This window comes from Hymenobacter sp. YIM 151858-1, assembly GCF_025979705.1.
Lineage (GTDB): Bacteria > Bacteroidota > Bacteroidia > Cytophagales > Hymenobacteraceae > Solirubrum.
In genome coordinates this window covers 2,320,005-2,337,894 of the sequence record NZ_CP110136.1, presented here as the reverse complement: position 1 = coordinate 2,337,894, position 17,890 = coordinate 2,320,005, and the positions used below count along the sequence as shown (strand labels likewise).

9 protein-coding genes and 1 tRNA gene are annotated in these 17,890 nt (G+C 61.3%); 4 read left to right on the top strand and 6 right to left on the bottom strand.

The window, feature by feature from the left end:
- Nucleotides 1-210 precede the first annotated feature (210 nt).
- Nucleotides 211-2,178, top strand: a complete 1,968-nt coding sequence (locus OIS50_RS10380) for a peptidylprolyl isomerase (protein WP_264690568.1) — start codon at nucleotides 211-213, stop codon at nucleotides 2,176-2,178.
- Between the two features lie 324 nt (nucleotides 2,179-2,502).
- On the opposite strand, the gene OIS50_RS10375 is transcribed toward OIS50_RS10380, so the two are convergent.
- Nucleotides 2,503-5,448, bottom strand: a complete 2,946-nt coding sequence (locus OIS50_RS10375) for a right-handed parallel beta-helix repeat-containing protein (RefSeq protein ID WP_264690567.1) — start codon at nucleotides 5,446-5,448, stop codon at nucleotides 2,503-2,505.
- Between the two features lie 231 nt (nucleotides 5,449-5,679).
- The gene (locus OIS50_RS10370; RefSeq protein WP_264690566.1) at nucleotides 5,680-6,018 is read right to left on the bottom strand and encodes a cupin domain-containing protein; all 339 of its coding nucleotides are present in this window, start codon (nucleotides 6,016-6,018) and stop codon (nucleotides 5,680-5,682) included.
- Nucleotides 6,019-6,201: 183 nt separating this feature from the next.
- Between OIS50_RS10370 and epsC the strand changes: the two genes are divergently transcribed.
- Together epsC and cysK are read left to right on the top strand one after the other, a co-directional pair.
- Nucleotides 6,202-7,035 (top strand): serine O-acetyltransferase EpsC, encoded by an 834-nt coding sequence (gene epsC, locus OIS50_RS10365; RefSeq protein ID WP_264690565.1) that lies wholly within the window; start codon nucleotides 6,202-6,204, stop codon nucleotides 7,033-7,035.
- A gap of 107 nt (nucleotides 7,036-7,142) precedes the next feature.
- Nucleotides 7,143-8,066, top strand: a complete 924-nt coding sequence (gene cysK / locus OIS50_RS10360; RefSeq protein WP_264690564.1) for a cysteine synthase A — start codon at nucleotides 7,143-7,145, stop codon at nucleotides 8,064-8,066.
- A 205-nt stretch (nucleotides 8,067-8,271) separates the two neighbouring features.
- Here the strand turns inward: cysK and OIS50_RS10355 are convergent.
- The 4 genes from OIS50_RS10355 to OIS50_RS10340 form a co-directional block, all read right to left on the bottom strand.
- Nucleotides 8,272-8,345 (bottom strand) — tRNA-Ala (locus OIS50_RS10355).
- A 158-nt stretch (nucleotides 8,346-8,503) separates the two neighbouring features.
- The gene (locus OIS50_RS10350) at nucleotides 8,504-12,025 is read right to left on the bottom strand and encodes a TonB-dependent receptor (RefSeq protein ID WP_264690563.1); all 3,522 of its coding nucleotides are present in this window, start codon (nucleotides 12,023-12,025) and stop codon (nucleotides 8,504-8,506) included.
- Between the two features lie 239 nt (nucleotides 12,026-12,264).
- Nucleotides 12,265-15,432 (bottom strand): TonB-dependent receptor, encoded by a 3,168-nt coding sequence (locus OIS50_RS10345; protein ID WP_264690562.1) that lies wholly within the window; start codon nucleotides 15,430-15,432, stop codon nucleotides 12,265-12,267.
- 235 nt (nucleotides 15,433-15,667) lie between these two features.
- Nucleotides 15,668-16,306 carry a C40 family peptidase gene (locus tag OIS50_RS10340; RefSeq protein WP_264690561.1) on the bottom strand — a complete coding sequence of 213 codons (639 nt, stop codon included), beginning with the start codon at nucleotides 16,304-16,306 and terminating at the stop codon, nucleotides 15,668-15,670.
- Between the two features lie 69 nt (nucleotides 16,307-16,375).
- Between OIS50_RS10340 and OIS50_RS10335 the strand changes: the two genes are divergently transcribed.
- Complete coding sequence (locus OIS50_RS10335) at nucleotides 16,376-17,806, top strand: FAD-binding oxidoreductase (RefSeq protein ID WP_264690560.1); 1,431 nt, start codon at nucleotides 16,376-16,378, stop codon at nucleotides 17,804-17,806.
- Nucleotides 17,807-17,890: the final 84 nt, after the last annotated feature.

Genomic DNA, 17,890 nt, shown 5'->3' with positions numbered 1-17,890 from the left:
GTGCCACACCTAAGCAGCGCGCCAATCAGGCCTTGCTTACGGCTTTGCGGCAAGTTTAGCTGTGGCGAAGGTCGCCGGCCGTTGCGCCTATGTGCTTCGGCGTGGCCCCTAAGAAAGAGGCATAGGTTAGAGGCGGGGCGCCCCCGGCCTGTGCGGCCGAACTTGAAGCGGCGTAGCCTATGCGCCAGGCTTTTCCTAATTTCCGGCGCCATGATGCGCCCCTTCGCCCTCCTTCCGCTTGCCCTGCCCGTGTTGCTGGCAGCGTGCACCACCGCCCGCCCGCCGCAAAGCGCGGCTGCCCTCAACCAGTTTGCCGCCGACACCACCCTGCGCCGCATTGCCACCGCGCAGGATCAGCGCCAAACCGCGGCGTTGCGGCCGTTTCTGCAAAGCCCCAAGGTGCGCTACCGGCAAGCCGCGGCCATGGCCTTCGGCTCGGTGCAGGACAAAGCGGCGCTGCCCGATTTGCTGAGTGCTTTGTCGGATGCGGCGCCCGAGGTACGCCAGGCAGCCGCGTTTGCCCTGGGGCAAACGGCCGATAGCGCGGCCGCAGCTCCGCTGGCCAACCAAATCAATGCCGAGGCCGATGCGCGCGTGCGGCGCACCCAGTTGGAGGCCCTAGGTAAATGCGTGGGCAAGGGCTCGGTGGCGCTGCTGCTGCGGGTGCCTGCCAACCCGGGCTCCGACACGCTGGCTGCCATTGGGCAGGCTTGGGGCCTGTACCGGGCCGGGCTGCGCGGCATCACCTCCGAAACCATCGTGCGGCGGGCCGTGAGCCTACTGGCGCGCCAGCAGCCGCTGGAGGCCCGCCTGGCCGCCGCCCAAACGCTGGCCCGCACCCCCCGCCTCGACCTGACAGCCTACGAAGCGCCCATTGCCGCCGCTGCCACCACCGACCCCAGCTACGCCGTGCGCGCCGGAGCTACTACTGCCCTAGGTAAGGCCAAAGCCCCGGGCCTGGCCACTACGCTGGCCGGCATCCTGCGCCGCGACACCGACTACCGCGTGCGCGTATCGGCTTTGCGTGCTATGAACGCGAGCATGTACGTGCCGGTGAAAGAAGCCGCCTGGGCTGCTCTCGACGACGCCAATGGCCAGGTTGCCGTTACAGCGGCCGAGTTTTTCCTCAACCATGCTTCCGGCGAAACGGGCCAGCTGTTCAAGGATAAAGCCGAGCGCATGAGCTCGTGGCGGGCGCGCTCGGTGCTGTTTGCCGCTGCCCTGAAGCACGCCTCTGCTGAGGAAAAAGAACCCATCCGGAAGGCCATTCAGCAGCGCTATGCCAGCAGCACGGCCAACCCCTACGAGCAGGCTTTTCTGCTGAAGGCGCTGGCCGAAGACCCCGCGGCGTACGCCTTCATCGAGCAGGCCACGTTTGCGCCCAACCAGCCGGCCGTGGTAAGTACCTACGGCATCGAGGCCCTGGTGGCCTTGCGCAACAACCCCGCGTTTCCGTCGGGGCAGCAGCCGCTCTTCCTGCAAACCCTGGAAAAAGCCATCGGCAGCAACGATGTGGCCCTGATCGGTACTGCCGCCGGTGCCCTGCACGATGCCAAGCTCAACCTGCGCGGCGAGTTTCGCAACCTCGATTTGCTGCGGCAGGCCCAGCAACGCATTGCCTTGCCGCGCGATGTTGAAGCCTGGCAGGCCCTGCAGCAAGCCCTCGATTACCTCCAGAGCAAGCCCACCCCCACGCCTACGCCCAGTGCCGCCGCTCAGCACCCCATCGACTGGAAGCGCGTGGCTGCCATACCCGCCGGGCAGCGCGTGGTGGTGCACACCTCCAAGGGCGATGTAGTACTGCGCCTGCTGGTTGAGGAAGCGCCCGGCTCGGTGGCCAGCTTTGTGCAGCTGGTGCAGCAGGGTTTCTACAACGGCAAAAACTTCCACCGCGTAGTACCCAACTTTGTAGCGCAAGGCGGCTGCCCGCGGGGCGACGGCTGGGGCGGCACCGATTACACCCTGCGCTCGGAATTTGCCGACCGCCAGTACACCGAAGGCGCCGTTGGGCTGGCCTCGGCCGGCAAAGACACCGAGAGCTGCCAGTGGTTTATCACGCACAGCCCCACACCGCACCTCGATGGCCGCTACACCATTTTTGCCGTGGTGGAGCGCGGCATGGAGGTAGTGCACCGCATCGATATAGGCGACCAAATCCGGAGCGTGGAGTTGCAGTAGGGGCCTCCCGGGCCCCACGGGGCACAGCTCCTACCTCGCTCCAGGCGCGACATCATGGAGTGGGGTATTCAGCCGTCAGCAACCTCAGCAACGATTGCGGGGCCGCCGAACCTAAGTTCGGCGGCCCCGCTTGCTTTTGGTCAGCATAAGCACCTAGGACTTGTAGCGCGGAAATCCGTTGGCTACACCGGGGCGGCGGCGGAGGCGCGAGCCGCAGCCGCCGCAATCGTTGCTGACGGCCGCGCCGCCGTTGTTCCCCCTCTCCGCGATGTCGCGCCTGGAGCGAGGTAGGGGGCCGTGCCCCGTGGGGGGCTCGTGAAATCCCTACCGCACCACCAGCTGTTGAGCCGCATCATATAAGCCTTTGCCGCTCACGCGCACCAGGTACAAGCCTGGTTTCACACGGTGCTCCAGATCGAGTTGCAGGGTTTGGCCGTTGGCGGGTATTTGGGTGCTCCAAACTGTGCGGCCTGCTGCATCAACGATCTGCACGGTTACGGCTCCGGTAGCCGGATTGGGCAACCGCAGGTTCAGCTCGCGGGTTGCCGGGTTCGGGAACAGGGCCAGCTTACCTAGGGCTGCGGGCAACCGCACGGCAGCAATAGGCGAGTAAGTGGCTTTGCCGTCGGTGTCGAGCTGCTTGAGGCGGTAGTACACCACGTCCGTCAGCCCCGAGGCGTCGAGCAGGGTATAATGCTTCGGCTGCGAGCTGTGGCCCGCCCCCCGCACAAAGCCCACGTACTGCCATTTTTCGCCGTTGCGGGCGCGTTCCACCTCAAAGCCGCGGTTGTTTTTCTCCTGGGCCGTGGTCCAGTGCAGGCGCGCTTTGCCCTCACCGGCTGCTTCGGCCCGAAAAGCCGTCAGCTCGACGGGTAAAGGGTTGATGGGGTTCACAGAGGCCAGGCTGAATGTGCCAAAGCTGTTGACGGTGCCCGACGTAACCGAGCCGCTGGCCGCCGAACCGCTGGTGCCCGTGTTGCCCTCGCTCACCCACGCGCCGCCGCTAAGCCGGGCCACGCGCAACTCGGGCAGCGACACCACCCCGCTGCGGGTGCCGTCTTCCCAAAACAGCTGCACGGCCACGTTGGCGTTGCCCGCGGTGCGCTCCAGCAGCCAGTGCTCCACGCGGCTGGCGTTGGTGAGGGGCGGCTGCACGGCCGTAACGCCCACGCCCTGGGCGCGGTACTCAGCCGTGAAGGCGCTGCTTGGGTTATTGGGTGCCGATATACCTAGGCGGCCCAACACGCCATTCTGGCCCACCGGAAACACAAAGGCCTCGTTGCCGAGCTTGCGCAACGGGCCCTGCACGTAGCTGCCGGCATTGCCGCCGCTGGCCGTGGCGTTATCGGCCACCGTAAGCAGGTCGGTGCTGGTGCTGCTGATGATGCCGTTGGTGAGCGTGAGGCTGTTGCTGATGGTGAGCGGGGCGCGCAGCGTAAGGGTTTTGCCGGCGCCGTTCATGGTCAGGTCGCGCACACTCACGGGCGCGCCCTCCTGCGGCAAAAACACGTTTTTGTTTACCACCACGCTTTCGTCGTAGCTGCCCGGTGCCGCATCAATGGTGCCGCCGTCGGTGAGCATTAGCACGGCCTCCTGCAGGTTGCCCAGGGTACCCGCGGCCGATGGGCTGCTGGCTGCCACGTTCAGGTAGCTGAAGTCGGGCTGAAACCCGGGTGCCGGCGAGGTATCGGTGCCGCTGTTCAGGTACGGGCTGATGTCGAGGCGGCCCGTGGTGCCGGTGGAGTTTTGCGTATTAAAACTGCCGTTGAGCGTACTCACCAGCCCGCCGGTACCGCTGGCGCCCATCATGGCCACGGCATCGGTGCCGCCCAGCCAGTTCAGGCTGGCATTCACCACGTTGGTCAGGTTAATGGCCCGCAGCGGAAACACCTGGCAGCTATCGATGCGGTTTTGGTTGATGCTGTCGCCGGCCGAAACGAGCAGGTTGTTGCCGCTCGCCCCGTAATACGCACCTAGGGCGCTGCTGCTGCCGGTGGGGCGGTCTTGTATTTGAATGCCGTACTCACACTGCGACACCACGTTGCGCAGCACCTTGTTGTTGGCGCCTTCGAGCACCATGCCAAAAGCATTGACGCCAAGAACAGCACCGGCACCCGGCAAGTAGCCGCGTATTACGTTGCCCTCAATCCAGGCGCCGCCGGTGGTTTGGTTGCCGGCAAAGCCGCCGGTTGGGTCGAGTACCGTGGCGTTCCGGTCGCGGTCGATAAACGCAATGCCGGCGTTATCGAACTGCGGTTCGGCGGGCAAAGCTTGAATAGCCCGTAGAATAAAATTGTTGCGAATCACGAAGCTGCCCGGCCCTGCGCCGCGCCCTGTGCCCGTGCACGACTTCAGCTCCAGCCCGTTGGAGGCGTTGTTGCGGATAACGTTGTTCTCGATCAGGGCCGCAAACGTTACGTTCGGCCCCCCTTCCGCGAGCCGCCCCGTAGCACCTAGGATCGACATGGCCGCGCCGCCGTTTAGCCCAAACTGGCAGTTCCGGATGACGAGGCCGCTCACGCTGCCGTCGTTCACATCAATGCCCGCCCGGCGGTTTTGCTCGAACACGCTGTTCTCAATCAGGAACGCATGTTTGTGCCCGCTCTGGATAAGCAAGCCGCGCCCGGCGCCGCCCGCGCCGCCGCCCGAACCACCCGAAAAAGCCGTGCCCGTGGCCCGCAAGCGCCGGAACGTAATGCGCTCCGAGCCCACCGGGTTGTTGCCCACCGCGTTCCAAAACACGCCCTGGCGGCGGTTGTTGGCCACTTCCACGTCCTCGATGAGAAAGTCGTGCTTGCCGTTGCCGTTGTTCGTCTGAATCCCGAAATCGTAGTTGCGCAGCGTGAGGTTGGCAATGGTTACCGGGGCCTCGGGCGTGCCGCCGCCGGTCGTAATCAAAATACCCGAGGTGCCATTGCCGTCTGGTGCAGTCAGCAGCTGCCCCTCCAGAATGGTGGCCGAGGCCGTGCCCCCCGCCGCCGTGCCCGCGCCCCGCACCGATACGTTGCGGCTGAGCAGCACTTGCTCGGGGTAGGTGCCGGCATCCACGCGCACGGTGCTGCCGTCGGGCAACTCCTGCAGTGCCCGCGCAATGGTGCGGTAGGGCGCAGCGGCCGTGCCGGTACCTGTGGCGTCGCTGCCGGGGGCCGAGGTGTACACGTCGCCTAGGGTTACGGCGTCGTTTACGTACACGGTGGTTTGCGCCCAGGCGGCTGCCGGAGCCGCACCCATAAGCAAAACCACTGAAGCCGAGCGTAAGATTGTTTTCATGGAGCAGGTGGAAAGGTCTTCTGAAAGTCGCGGAACGCAGCCTGGCACTGCAGCCGGCACCCTAGGTGCCGTAGCTGCCCGCTCGCCTTTGGCTTGGCGAGCAACAAGGAGCGGCAATGGAATTGTGAAACTCCATTGGTATTTTATAATGAAAGTATAGTAATATAGTTGCTATTATCGAAAGCGCAGTAAAAAAGCTGCCAGAACTTTCGTTCTGGCAGCTGGTCTTGGTTACGAATCGCGGTTGTGGGCCTGTGCCGGCGGGGTGGTGGCCTCCACGGCCGTAAACGGCTCCAGAATGCGGTAGGTGTGCTGCGCGCCCTTCGGCACCACCCACGAGTTGCCGGGCTCCAGCAGCACCATCTGGCCTTCGAGGTGCAGCTCGGCGCGGCCCTCTATTACGAAGCCAACGGTTTCGTACTCGCGGCTTACCGGTTCCTTGGCGTCGCCGGGTTGCTCGTTTTCCCACAGGCGCATCGATACATTGATGCCGGAAGCCAGGTATTTCTGCCCCTCGGGGCCTTTGGGCGAGTGGCGCGAATCAATTTTGGTGACAGTGGTATCCTGCATGTCAGGGGTGTTTTGGAGGTTGAATAGATTGGGATGTAAGCTCAGGTAACGCAGGCAAAACCCCAGCGGTTGCCTAATATTAGCCCGCCAACCTTTGCCCCTAGGTGCTGGTTATGCAGGCCGGCCGCTACCCCAGGCAGGGGCAAGGTGCACCTCCAGCAACCGATTTTTCTTCGTATTCTCATGATAAGCGACGCCTTCGCAGCGGCTTTAGCCAATACTCACCGTGCTGCGCCGCCGCCGCTGCCCGGGCCCCAGCTGTGCCAGTTGGCCGATGGCCTGCTGGCGCTGCTGTTCCCGGAGCGCACCGAGCAGCGCCTCGCCAGCCCCGACGCGGTAAGCAGCGTCCTCCACGACCTGCAGGCCCGCGTCGCGCAGGTGCTCGAATCGGTGTCGGGACTGCCGTTGGCCCCGGCGGCGTTGGCGGCCGATTTGTTTGGCCAGCTGCCCCTGCTGCACGAGCTGCTGGTGCTCGATGCACGCGCTATCCTGGCCGCCGACCCCGCCGCGCAGGATATGGCCGAGGTCATCAGCACGTACCCGGGCTTTTATGCCCTGGCCCTGCACCGGCTGGCGCATGCGTTTTACCAGCGCCGCGTGCCGTTGCTGCCGCGCCTGCTCAGCGAGTATGCCCACCAGCGCACCGGCATCGACATTCACCCCGGCGCGCGTATCGGCCGCTCGTGCAGCATCGATCATGGCACGGGCATCGTCATCGGCGAAACGGCCGTGCTCGGCGACCACGTGCGCCTGTTTCAGGGGGTAACCCTAGGTGCGCTCAGCGTGGCCAAAGACCTGGCCAACCAAAAGCGCCACCCCACCATCGAAGACAACGTGGTGATTTACGCCGGCGCTACCATCCTGGGTGGCAGTACCGTGGTGGGGCGGCACAGCATCATCGGGGGCAATGTGTGGCTTACCGAAAGCGTGCCGTCGCACTCACGGGTTTATCACCGGGCCCAGCTGTACGTTACGCGCACCGAAGACCCTACCGCCGACTTCACCTTCTCCATTTAAGGCGCCGCCACCAAGTTCTTTTTGCCCGCGCGTTATGATTTATGACGCTTGCCTAACAATTTGCCGGTTCACCGGTTTCTGGATTTGCTCTGTTCGCATCTGACCTCATGAAAGCTCAAACCATTCTCGATACCATTGGCAACACGCCCTTGTTGCGTATCAACCGCCTGTTCAAGGACATTCGCCCCGATGTGGAGGTGTGGATGAAGCTGGAGCGCGCCAACCCCGGCGGCAGCATCAAAGACCGCATTGCCCTCTCGATGATCGAGCAGGCCGAAAAAGACGGCATCCTCACGCCCGATAGCCTGATTGTGGAGCCTACCTCGGGCAACACCGGCGTGGGCCTGGCCATGGTGGCCGCCGTCAAAGGCTACCGCCTCACGCTCGTTATGCCCGAGTCGATGTCCATCGAACGCCGCCGCCTGATGGCCGCCTACGGAGCGCAGCTCGAGCTGACGCCGCGCGAGAAAGGCATGAAAGGCGCCATCGAGCGGGCCCACGAAATCGTGCGCGACACGCCCGGCGCCTGGATTCCGATGCAGTTCGACAACCCGGCCAACATTCAGGTGCACGCCGACACCACGGCCCAGGAAATCCTGCGCGACGCCCCCGAGGGCTTCGACTTTTACATCACGGGCGTGGGCACGGGTGGCCACATCACGGCCGTGGCCGAGGTGCTCAAGCCCCGGTTTCCGCAGATGAAGGTATTCGCCGTGGAGCCCGAACTCTCGCCGGTAATCAGCGGCGGTCAGCCCGGCCCGCACCCCATCCAGGGCATCGGCGCGGGTTTCATCCCGAACAACCTGCACACCAACGTGCTCGATGGTACCGTGCAAATCAGCCAGGCCGAGGCGTTTGAAATGGCGCGCCGCGCCGCCCGCGAAGAAGGCCTGTTTGTCGGGGTTTCGTCGGGAGCTTCGCTGGCGGCCGTGGCCAAAAAGCTGGCCGAGGTGCCGCAGGGCGGCCGCGTGCTCACGTTCTGCTACGACACGGGCGAGCGTTACCTTTCCGTTGATGGCTTGTTTGTGTAAGCCCTAGGTGCCGCACCATTGCGTGCATTCTGGCACCTGCCACGGAGGCCCCGGCTGCTGCAGCCGGGGCCTCCGTGTTTTAAGCACCTAGGGGGTAGGCCGAAATCCGTAACATGCAGCCCAAGCGCGCTGGGATTGGTTTGCCCAAAAACAAAAAACCCAGCTTTGGGGGCTGGGCTTCTTGGGGCTTAAATAAAAACAGGAGTGGAGAATATCGGAGTCGAACCGATGACCTCTTGCATGCCATGCAAGCGCTCTAGCCAGCTGAGCTAATCCCCCTTGTTTTTTCCGCAGTCATCTACCGTGGAATTGTGGTGCAAAGGTATACCCCGTTTTCGTAAACGCAAGCGTCTGCCGAAAAAAAATCTGCTTTTCGCAAAGAAAAAACCCGGCCTGGAAAGCTCCAGACCGGGTTTTTAAGGCTAACCTACTGATTGTTAGTTGAAGATGTAGCGCAAGCCAATCTGCATCTGCCAGCGCGAACCAATGCCGCCCGTATCGTTGCGGAAGGTGGTATTCAGCGCCTGGCCCGGCGTAACGGTTACGTCGCTGCCCGATACCGTGCGGGTGGGGTTGGTGAGGTAACGGTACTCGAACACCGGCTGAGCCTGGGCATTGTAGCCTACCCAGGTGAGCGGGGTGTTGCGGTTCGTCGTCTGGAACACCCCCCAGTTCGAGTTGATCATGTTGCCGATGTTGAACACGTCGACACTCAGCTGCAGCGTGTTCTTGTTGTCGCCCAGGTTCGTGAACACGTCCTGGAGTAGGCGGAAGTCGAGGCGGTTCTGCCAGGGGCGTACGGCGCCGTTACGCTCGGCAAACTGGCCGCGACGGGTGCTCAGGTACTTGTCTTGCTTGATGTAGGCATCCAGGTCAGCCCACTGCTGGTCGGCCGTGTACACTTGCTGCTGGGGCGTGCCCGAGAAGAAGGTGATGTTGCGCAGCACAATCTCGTCGCGGCTGCGCGGCACGTACATCAGGTCGTTGTTGCCACCAGCTCCGTCGCCGTTCATGTCGCCGGCGTAGGTGTACGAGAAGCGGCCGGCCGGCGCAGCTTCGTAGAACAGCGAGATGGTAGTGCCCAGGTGCCCTAGGTACTCGCGGCGGTACGAGGCCGAGGCCACCACGCGGTGCTGCTGCAGGTAGTTGGAGTACGCCAGTACGTTGGCGTTCGGGTCGCCCGAGATAGCGCGGTCACGCCAGATCGACTGTGCAATCGAACCACCGTCGTTCACCGACTTCGAATCGGAGTAGGTGTAAGCCGCGCTGGCGTAGAAGCCGTTGCTGAAGGTTTTTTGCAGCTGGCCGGTTACGGCGTACGAGTACCCCTTGTTGGTGTTCTTCATCAGGATGGCATCCGTGATGTTGGGGTTCGTGGGCGTAGCGCCGCCCTGGCCGCCGTAGATGCGGTTAACGGGCGTAGTCGTTACCACACCGTTGGTTTCGGTGGTGCCTAGGTTGTAGAAAATCGGGCGATTGTCGGCACCGTTGGCATTACGCACCGGTTGCGGCAGGTTCACGTTCTGGTGGTACACCGCGTTCAAATCCTGGGTGTAGATACCTTCCAGCGTACCGATGATGCCACCGGGCAGCTCCTGGTCGATGGCGGCGTTGGTGCGCCACACCTGCGGGAACTTGAACTCGCGGTCCGTCACGGCCAGGTTGTACTGGGTGTTAGCCGCCGCGCCCACCGGGCGGTACTTGTTCACGTCGGCGTTGAAGAACGAAGGCGTACCACCCGTGGTCTGGCCCGCCGGGCGGGTAGTGGGGTTGATGGCGTTGGCACCGCGCAAATCGTACGAGCCGAACTGCACGCCGTTGTTGCTGGCCTGGTTTGAAATCCACACGAACGGCACGCGCCCCGTGAAGATGCCGGTACCGCCGCGCACCTGGGTTTTCTTGTTGTCGAACACATCCCAGTTCACGCCCACGCGCGGCGAGAGCAGCACGCGGCTTTTGGGCAGCTGGTCGGTTTCCAGCTTCACGCCGTCGCGGAAGGTGAGGTTGGCCGCATTGGTGTTGCGTGCAATGTCCGAGTAGATAATCGGCAAGTCGCCGCGCACCCCGTAGGTTACCTTCAGGTTGTTGCGCACCGAGAACTCGTCCTGCAGGTACAGGCCAAACTGCGCGGCTTTGGTTTCGGCGTAGGGGAAGGAGCCGTCGGGCAGGGCCGAGTACTGCAGTTGGTAGCGCTGCGCACCGCGCACCAGCGCCGGGTTGCTGTTGATTTGCGGTACCCCGTTGGCATCGCGCACGTAGCCGTACGGCGCTTCCTGGGTTACAGCCGAAGCGTAGAAGTCGTCGAGCGAGTTGTACTGGTAAGAGCCGTAGTAGTTGGGCGCGAAGCCGTTGCGGAAGCGGTAGGCCTCGTTGTAGGTACCTAGGGTTACGTTGTGCTTGCCCAGGTACGCCGTAAAGTTGTCGCCCAACTGGTACACATCCGAATCGAGGATGTTGAAAGCCGAGAACGGCTCGTAACCAAACGTGGTGAGCGTGTTGGTAGCCGTGATGTTGTTCAGGTTCGCGCCGGTGCTCAGGCCCGTCGAGTTGCCGATATCAACCAGCGGGAAGATGGTGCCCGCCGGGCTTTCGCGGAAGTCGCGGAAGCGCGAGTAACCCGCCGTAAAGTTGTTGGAGAAGCGGCTGCCGAAAGTGCTGTTCAGCTCCGCAATCCACGAATCCAGGTTGTTGTTGATCGTGTAGTACGACGAGAAGAACGGCAGGCCAAACTGCGTTTGCGAGCGGCTGTTGCCGATGGCGTTCGAGCTGCTGGGCGAAATATCGGCGTACGAACGCAGGTAATTGTACTTCACGTTCAGGCGGTGCGCATCCGAAATGTTCCAGTCGAGGCGCGCGGTAGCCTTGTCGCTGTTCGAGCGCTGCTCGAAGTTTTCGTAGGCGCCGGGGTTGTAGCCGTACTTCTGCTGCAAAAAGTTGCTCAGCACATCGAGGTCCGAAGCCAGGGCCCGCGAAGTTTGCGAGTTGCCGCCGGGTGCCGGCGTTTGGCCGGGGCGGTTGGCCACAAAGTTGCCCGACGGCGGATCGTTGCGGCGCTCCGATTCGGCGTTCAGGAAGAAGAACAGCTTGTCCTTGATAACCGGCCCGCCAACCCGGAAGCCGTAGTTTTTCAGGTTGAAGTTGGGGTACTGCTGGGTTACGTCGCCCACTTTGTCGCCCACAAACTTCTGGTCGCGGTAAAAGCCGTACACCGAAGCCTGCACCTTGTTGGTGCCCGAGCGCGTTACGGCGTTGATGCCCGCCCCCGTAAACGAGCCCTGGCGCACATCGTAAGGTGCAATGCTCACCTGAATCTGGTCGATGGCATCGAGCGAGATGGGTTGAGCACCAGCCTGTCCGCCAACCGTCGACGACAAGCCGAACGAGTTGTTGAAAATAGCGCCGTCGATGGTGATGTTGTTGTAGCCACCATTACGACCGGCAAAGTTCTGGCCGTTCGCCTGCGGCGTCAGGCGCGTCATGTCGTTGAACGAGCGGTTAAGGGTAGGCAGCCGCTCGATCTGCTCGCGCTGGATGGTGGTAGCTGCGCCCGTGCGGCCCGCGTTGATTACGGGGTTTTGGGTACCCGTTACGGTTACGCCGGCCAATTCGGTGGTGGCCTCGCTCAGGTTCACGTCGAGGCGCTGGGTTTGGCCCAGCGTCAGGAAGATGCCTTCGCGTGTGGTTTCCTGATACCCCACGAAGGTGATGCGGATGGTGTAGGGGCCACCCACGCGCATGTTCTGCAGGTTGTAGCGGCCTTCCGAGTTGGTCGGCGCCACGTACTGCGTGCCGGTGGGGGTGTGCACGGCAATTACCGTTGCGCCTGGCAAACCTTGTCCCGATTTATCGGTGATTACCCCGCTCATGGCGGAGGTGGTTACGCCTTGCCCCCAACCTTGCGAAGCAGTAGCCACCAACAGCGTGGGGGCCAGTAGGTGGTGAACAAATCTGTGTTTCATAAGAGCTATTGTGGAAACCGGCCACAAAATTAGCTCCCCGCCATCGGCGCAACTTTACCGAATTGTTAATTAACGGGACGCATCAAGAAAACGCAGCGTTCAGCTATGTATGTAATTGAATAATTTATATATAAATATGTATCCGTAAGAAACAAAAAGGGTGTGAATCTGGGCCCGCAAAAAACAAAAAGGGCGGAGAAAACTCTCCGCCCTTTTGGCAATTGTAAAGCTCGGTTGGCTTAGTTGAACGTGTAGCGTACGCCCAACTGACCCTGCCAGCGCGAAGCGAAGGCCGAGAAGTCGTAAGGACGGTAGCCATTGTTAGCGAACGTAGCCGGGAACGAGAACTGCGGACGAACGTTAGGTGCGCCGGTAGTTTCGGCGCGCAGCAGTTCAACAGCATTGTTAGCTACGAAGTACTGACGACCCCACTCATTGTTGATCAGATTGCCTACGTTCTGGATGTCGAAGGTAACCTGGAGGGTGTTGCGCTTACCACCAGCCATGAAATTAAAGTCCTGGGCAACGCGGATATCAACCTGGTGCGACCAAGGAGTACGGCCGGCGAAACGCTCAGCGTACTGACCGCGGCGGCTGCGCAGGTACGGATCCTTCTGGATAAACGTCTCCAGCTGGTTGCGGATTTCGTCGATCGAGCGCGTGTCGGTCGTGCCCGATTTTACGATGTCAATTTCGTTGGCATCACGCGCATCACGCGGGATGTAAATCAAGTCGTTCGAGAAAGCACCGTCGTTGTTTAGGTCACGACCACCTTGGCCATACACGTAGGCGATGGGCGAACCCGACAAACCTTCGTAAATAACTGAGAAGTTGGTGGCCAGCTTGTCGCCAGCGTAGCGCAGGGTGTAACCACCCGTTGCCAGCACGCGGTGGCGACGGTCGTTAGCCGAGAAGCCCAACTCGGGGTTGTTCGGATTGCTTTGCACCTGGTTGAACTGCCAGTTCGAAAGAGCCGTGCTGCTTGCGCCGCTGTTCACTTCTTTCGACATGCCGTAGGTGTAAGCTACGCTCGTGTTCAGGCCATTCGTGAACGACTTCTGCAACTGGGCAGTAGCATTGTAACGGTAGCCTTTGTTGGTGTTGTCGAGCTGCAGAACGTTGGTGTAGTTCGAGAAGCGCTGACGAGCCGAAGGATAAACCGGACGGTTGTCGGGTCCAGCCAGGCGGCCGATCGGTTCTACAAGGTTGATGTTCTTGTAGTAGATGTCATTTAGGGTCTTCGAGTAGATACCTTCAACGGTGGCTACGATGTCGCCGGGCAGGCGGAAGTCAACGGCAAGGTTCGTGCGCCAAACTTGCGGCAGCTTGAAATTCTTGTCGATGACGTTGATTTCGGAAGTGCCCGTCGAGCGGAAAGTCGTTGGGAACAGCGCCGGATCGGTTACGATGGCGGGGTATTGGGTGTTAGCACCCGTGCCGGTCGGACGAACGTCGATAGCGCCTTGGATCAGACCGCTGTTAGTGAAGCCGTTCGAAATCCACACGAACGGAACACGGCCGGTGAACACACCCGTACCACCACGCACCTGCACTTTGGCATCGTTGTTTACGTCCCAGTTGAAGCCCAGGCGCGGAGCCCACAGCAGCTGGCCGTTAGGCGTATTCTGGGTGTTGATGTTGCTGCCGAAACGCTCGGTAACCGGTGCGTTAAAGCCTGGCTTGTCGAAGAAGAAGGGCACGTCCAAACGTACACCCAGCGTCAGGCGCAGGTTCTCGATGGGCGAGTATTCATCCTGAGCATATACGCCTGCCTGCATTGCGCTGAACGTAGCCTCGCCGTTGTTGGCGGTTGGGTAAGCAGCTTGCAAGCGGTTGGGACGCTCGTTCAGGAAGTCCTCCAGTGTGTTGAACTGGTAAAAACCGACACCGTTGTTGATGAACAGGTTGCGGAACTTGAAGAACTCATTGTGCGTACCGAGCGTGAAGGTGTGCTTGCCAACGGCGCGCGTTACGTTGTCGGTGAATTCGAAGATGTCCTGATCAAGTTCGTTGAAGCCCGAGCTGCGCTCCGTGCCGAAGGTGTAGCGGTTGCCCCCTTGGTTAATTTCGAAAGTCGGGAACAGACGCTCCGGCGTGGTGCGGTTGTCGCGGATGCGCGTGTAGCTCACCAGCAACTTGTTCGAGAAACCACCTAGGCGGCTGTTCAATTCAGCTACCGAGCTGTTGGTAGTGTTGTTGTTCTGGAAAACGTTGTTGCCAAAACGCAGGGTCGTCGAGCCGCGCGAGATGTTGTCGTCAAACGCCTCTACGTAGTTGTGGCGTACGGTTAACTGGTGATTTTCCGACAGGTTGAAGTCGAGGCGACCGAAAATACGGTTGTTTTCGGTACGGCGGTCGATGTTCCGGAATTCACCAACGTTATAGCCGTAACGCGAAGCAGCACGCTCAGCAATTTGATTGATTACTCCTAGGTCGAGGCGCGAGTCTGAGTTGCCGGGAACGAAACCCAGGGGCTCCTTACGGCGGCTGATTTCGCCGTTCAGGAAGAAGAATACTTTGTTCTTCACGATGGCGCCGCCAACGCGGGCGCCCGTCTGGTAGTTGTAGAACTCGGCCGCCTTGGTGCGGGGCTCGGTTACACTCTTACCAACGATTTCCTGGTTACGGGCAAAACCGTAGATTGAAGCCGACAGGTCGTTGGTGCCCGAGCGCGTTACAGCGTTGATGCCGCCACCGGTGAAGTTACCGAGGGTAACATCGTAAGGCGCAACTACGATTTGCAGTTCTTGTACGGCGTCGAGCGAGATGGGCTGCGTGCCGGCGTTGCCACCGGGAGTGCCGCTGCCCGACAGTCCGAATACGTCGTTGTTTACAGCACCGTCGATGGTAATGTTGTTGTAGCGGTTGTTCGCACCGCCGATCGAGCTGCTGCCACCACCGTTAGCTTGCGGCGACACACGGATGAAGTCCTGCAGGTTACGGTTCAGGGTGGGCAGACGCTCAAGTTGCTCGCGCTGTACAGCCGTAGCAGCACCGGTACGGCCGGCGTTGATAACCGGGTCGCGGCGGCCGGCAATTTCTACGCCTTGCAGCGTTTGCGTCTGCTCGCTCAGGTTTACGTCGAGGCGCTGGGTTTGGCCCAGCGTCAGGAAGATGCCTTCCCGAACAGCTTCCTGGTAGCCCACGAAGGTTACGCGGATGGTGTAGGGGCCACCCACGCGCATGTTTTGGATGTTGTAGCGGCCCTCCGAGTTGGTCGGCGCTACGTACTGCGTGCCGGTGGGGGTGTGCACGGCAATTACCGTTGCGCCAGGTAGCCCTTCACCAGCTTTGTCAGTAATTGTACCTCCCATTGCCGACGTTGTAGCGCCTTGCCCCCAGCTGGGAACAGCGGCCACAACAACCAGAGTGGGAGCCAAGAGATGGTGAATAAATTTGTTTGTCATGTGTGGGTGTGAGAAACGGTGAGCTAAGCTATTGTTGGGAAGGGCAACGCCGGGAAATCAGCAGATTACCACAGCAGAACATCGGAGGGGAGGCGGGCCTGGCATTATGGGCACGCATGGGCGTACGGGTGCTGCGCGGAGACAGCGGGGTGTCTGAGAACTAGCAGCGCAGGGTAAGCGGTTAGTTGAGACTTCATGCACGGGGCGTAATTCGGCGCAAAGCTACGATGGAATTTCACAACTTTGGTCTTACTGCTTTAATAAAGCGGCTCAAATAATAGTCGCTTTCAAGAGCATTCTCGACAACACCTAACGACGTGGAAGAGTGGATGAACTGAACGCCGTCTTCGCTAACTTCAGTAATCAGGCCGACATGCGTTATGCTGTTGCTGCCAGGTGAACCTCCAAAAAATACCAAATCGCCGGCTTGCAAATCCTGCGGCCGGATAGGGTCGCCCCAGGCGGCTTGTTCGTTGGAGGAGCGGGGTATCTGGATGCCTGCCGCGCCAAACGATACGTTCAGCAAGCCCGAGCAATCGAGCCCTAGGCGGGTGGTGCCACCAAACTTGTAGGGGGTGCCCCGGTAAGAGCGGGCCGTTTCGATGACGGTGCCCAACTGCCGATCGACGGATGCCGGGCTGCTCGTGCGCTTGGGGCCGTGGGTTACGATTTTGCGCCCTCCGCTGCTCATGCGCGAGCTGGTCTTGATTTTGGTCTTGCTGACTGAGCCAGCCACGGGGCGGCCGCGCCGCTCGGCGGCTTTCATGCGCGCAATCTCCTGAGCCGAGTAGTAGCGGCCGTTGCGGTAGTTTAACTTCTTGGTACCTTGGCAACTGGCAAGAAGCAGAAGGATGGGCAGGAGCAGGGACGACAACCGGCCGATAGGCCAGGATGAATGCCGTACCTTTGGGAACGTTTTCCGCATCGAGACAAAGATACGCGAATGGCTCAGTTACTTGAAGAAATACAGTTTGGGCAGTTAACTCCAACTTTAATCAGCGCTTTCGAGGAGATTGTGGGTGCCAGCCATGTGCTGACTCCGGCACGCCTCGAAGAGGAGGAGTATGCCCGCTACGGCCGCGACCACACCGAAGACCTCGCGTTTCGGCCCGATGTGGTGCTGCGGCCTGCAAACGCTGATGAGCTTAGCCGTATTATGCGCTTGTGCCACGAGCACCGCATTCCGGTGACGCCGCGCGGGGCGGGCACGGGCCTGAGCGGTGGGGCGCTGCCCACGCACCAAGGAGTGGTGCTGAGTACCGAGCGCCTGAACCAGATTCTGCACATCGATGAGCGCAACCTGCAGGCCACCGTCGAGCCGGGTGTAATCAACGAGGTGTTTCAGAACGCCGTGAAGGAAGTAGGCCTGTTTTACCCGCCCGACCCGGCCAGCAAGGGCAGCTGCTCCCTAGGTGGCAACCTGGCCCACAGCAGCGGGGGGCCCAAGGCCGTGAAATACGGCACCACCCGTGACTACGTGCTGAACCTGGAAGTGGTGCTGCCCACCGGCGACATCATCTGGACGGCCGCCAACACCCTCAAAAACTCCACCGGCTACAACCTCACGCAGCTCATGATCGGCTCGGAAGGCACGCTGGGCATTATCACCAAAGTGGTGTTCCGGCTGTTGCCCTACCCGCAGCAAAACATCCTGATGCTGGTGCCTTTTCGGCAGGAGGAGCAGGCAGCCGAGGCCGTGTCGGCGGTGTTCCGGGCGGGCATCATCCCGTCGGGCATGGAGTTTATGGAGCGCGAGGCCATCGTGTGGTCGTCGGAGTACCTGCAGATTCCGCTGGCCCTGCCCGACGACGTGCGCGCCCACTTGCTCATCGAGCTCGATGGCCAGGATCTGGATCAGCTGTACAAAGAGGCCGAGCAGGTGTACGCCGTGCTCGAGCACTACGACGTGGGCGAAATCCTGCTGGCCGATACCGCCGCCCAAAAAGACGAGCTCTGGAAGATTCGGCGCAACATCGGTAACGCCGTGCGCTACAACTCGGTGTACAAGGAAGAAGACACCGTGGTGCCCCGCGCCGAGCTGCCCACTTTGCTGAAGGGCGTGAAGGACCTAGGCGCGCAGTACGGTTTCAAGAGCGTGTGCTACGGCCATGCCGGCGACGGCAACCTGCACGTGAACATTATCCGCGGCGAGCTGTCGGACGAAATGTGGCACCACGGGTTGCAGCAGCCCATCCGCGAGTTGTTTCAGCTGTGCGTGCGCCTCGGCGGCACCATCAGCGGGGAGCACGGCATCGGGCTGGTGCAGCGGCCCTACATCGGCATTGCCCTCGGTGAGGTGCAGCTAAATCTGATGCGGGGCATTAAGCAGGTGTTCGACCCGCACGGCATCATGAACCCCGGCAAAATTTTTTAGGCGCTGCGCGTGAGGCACTTGTTCACTCAGGCCCTAGGTGGTACCAACGAAAAGACCGCCCCCAACCTGGGGCGGTCTTTTCGT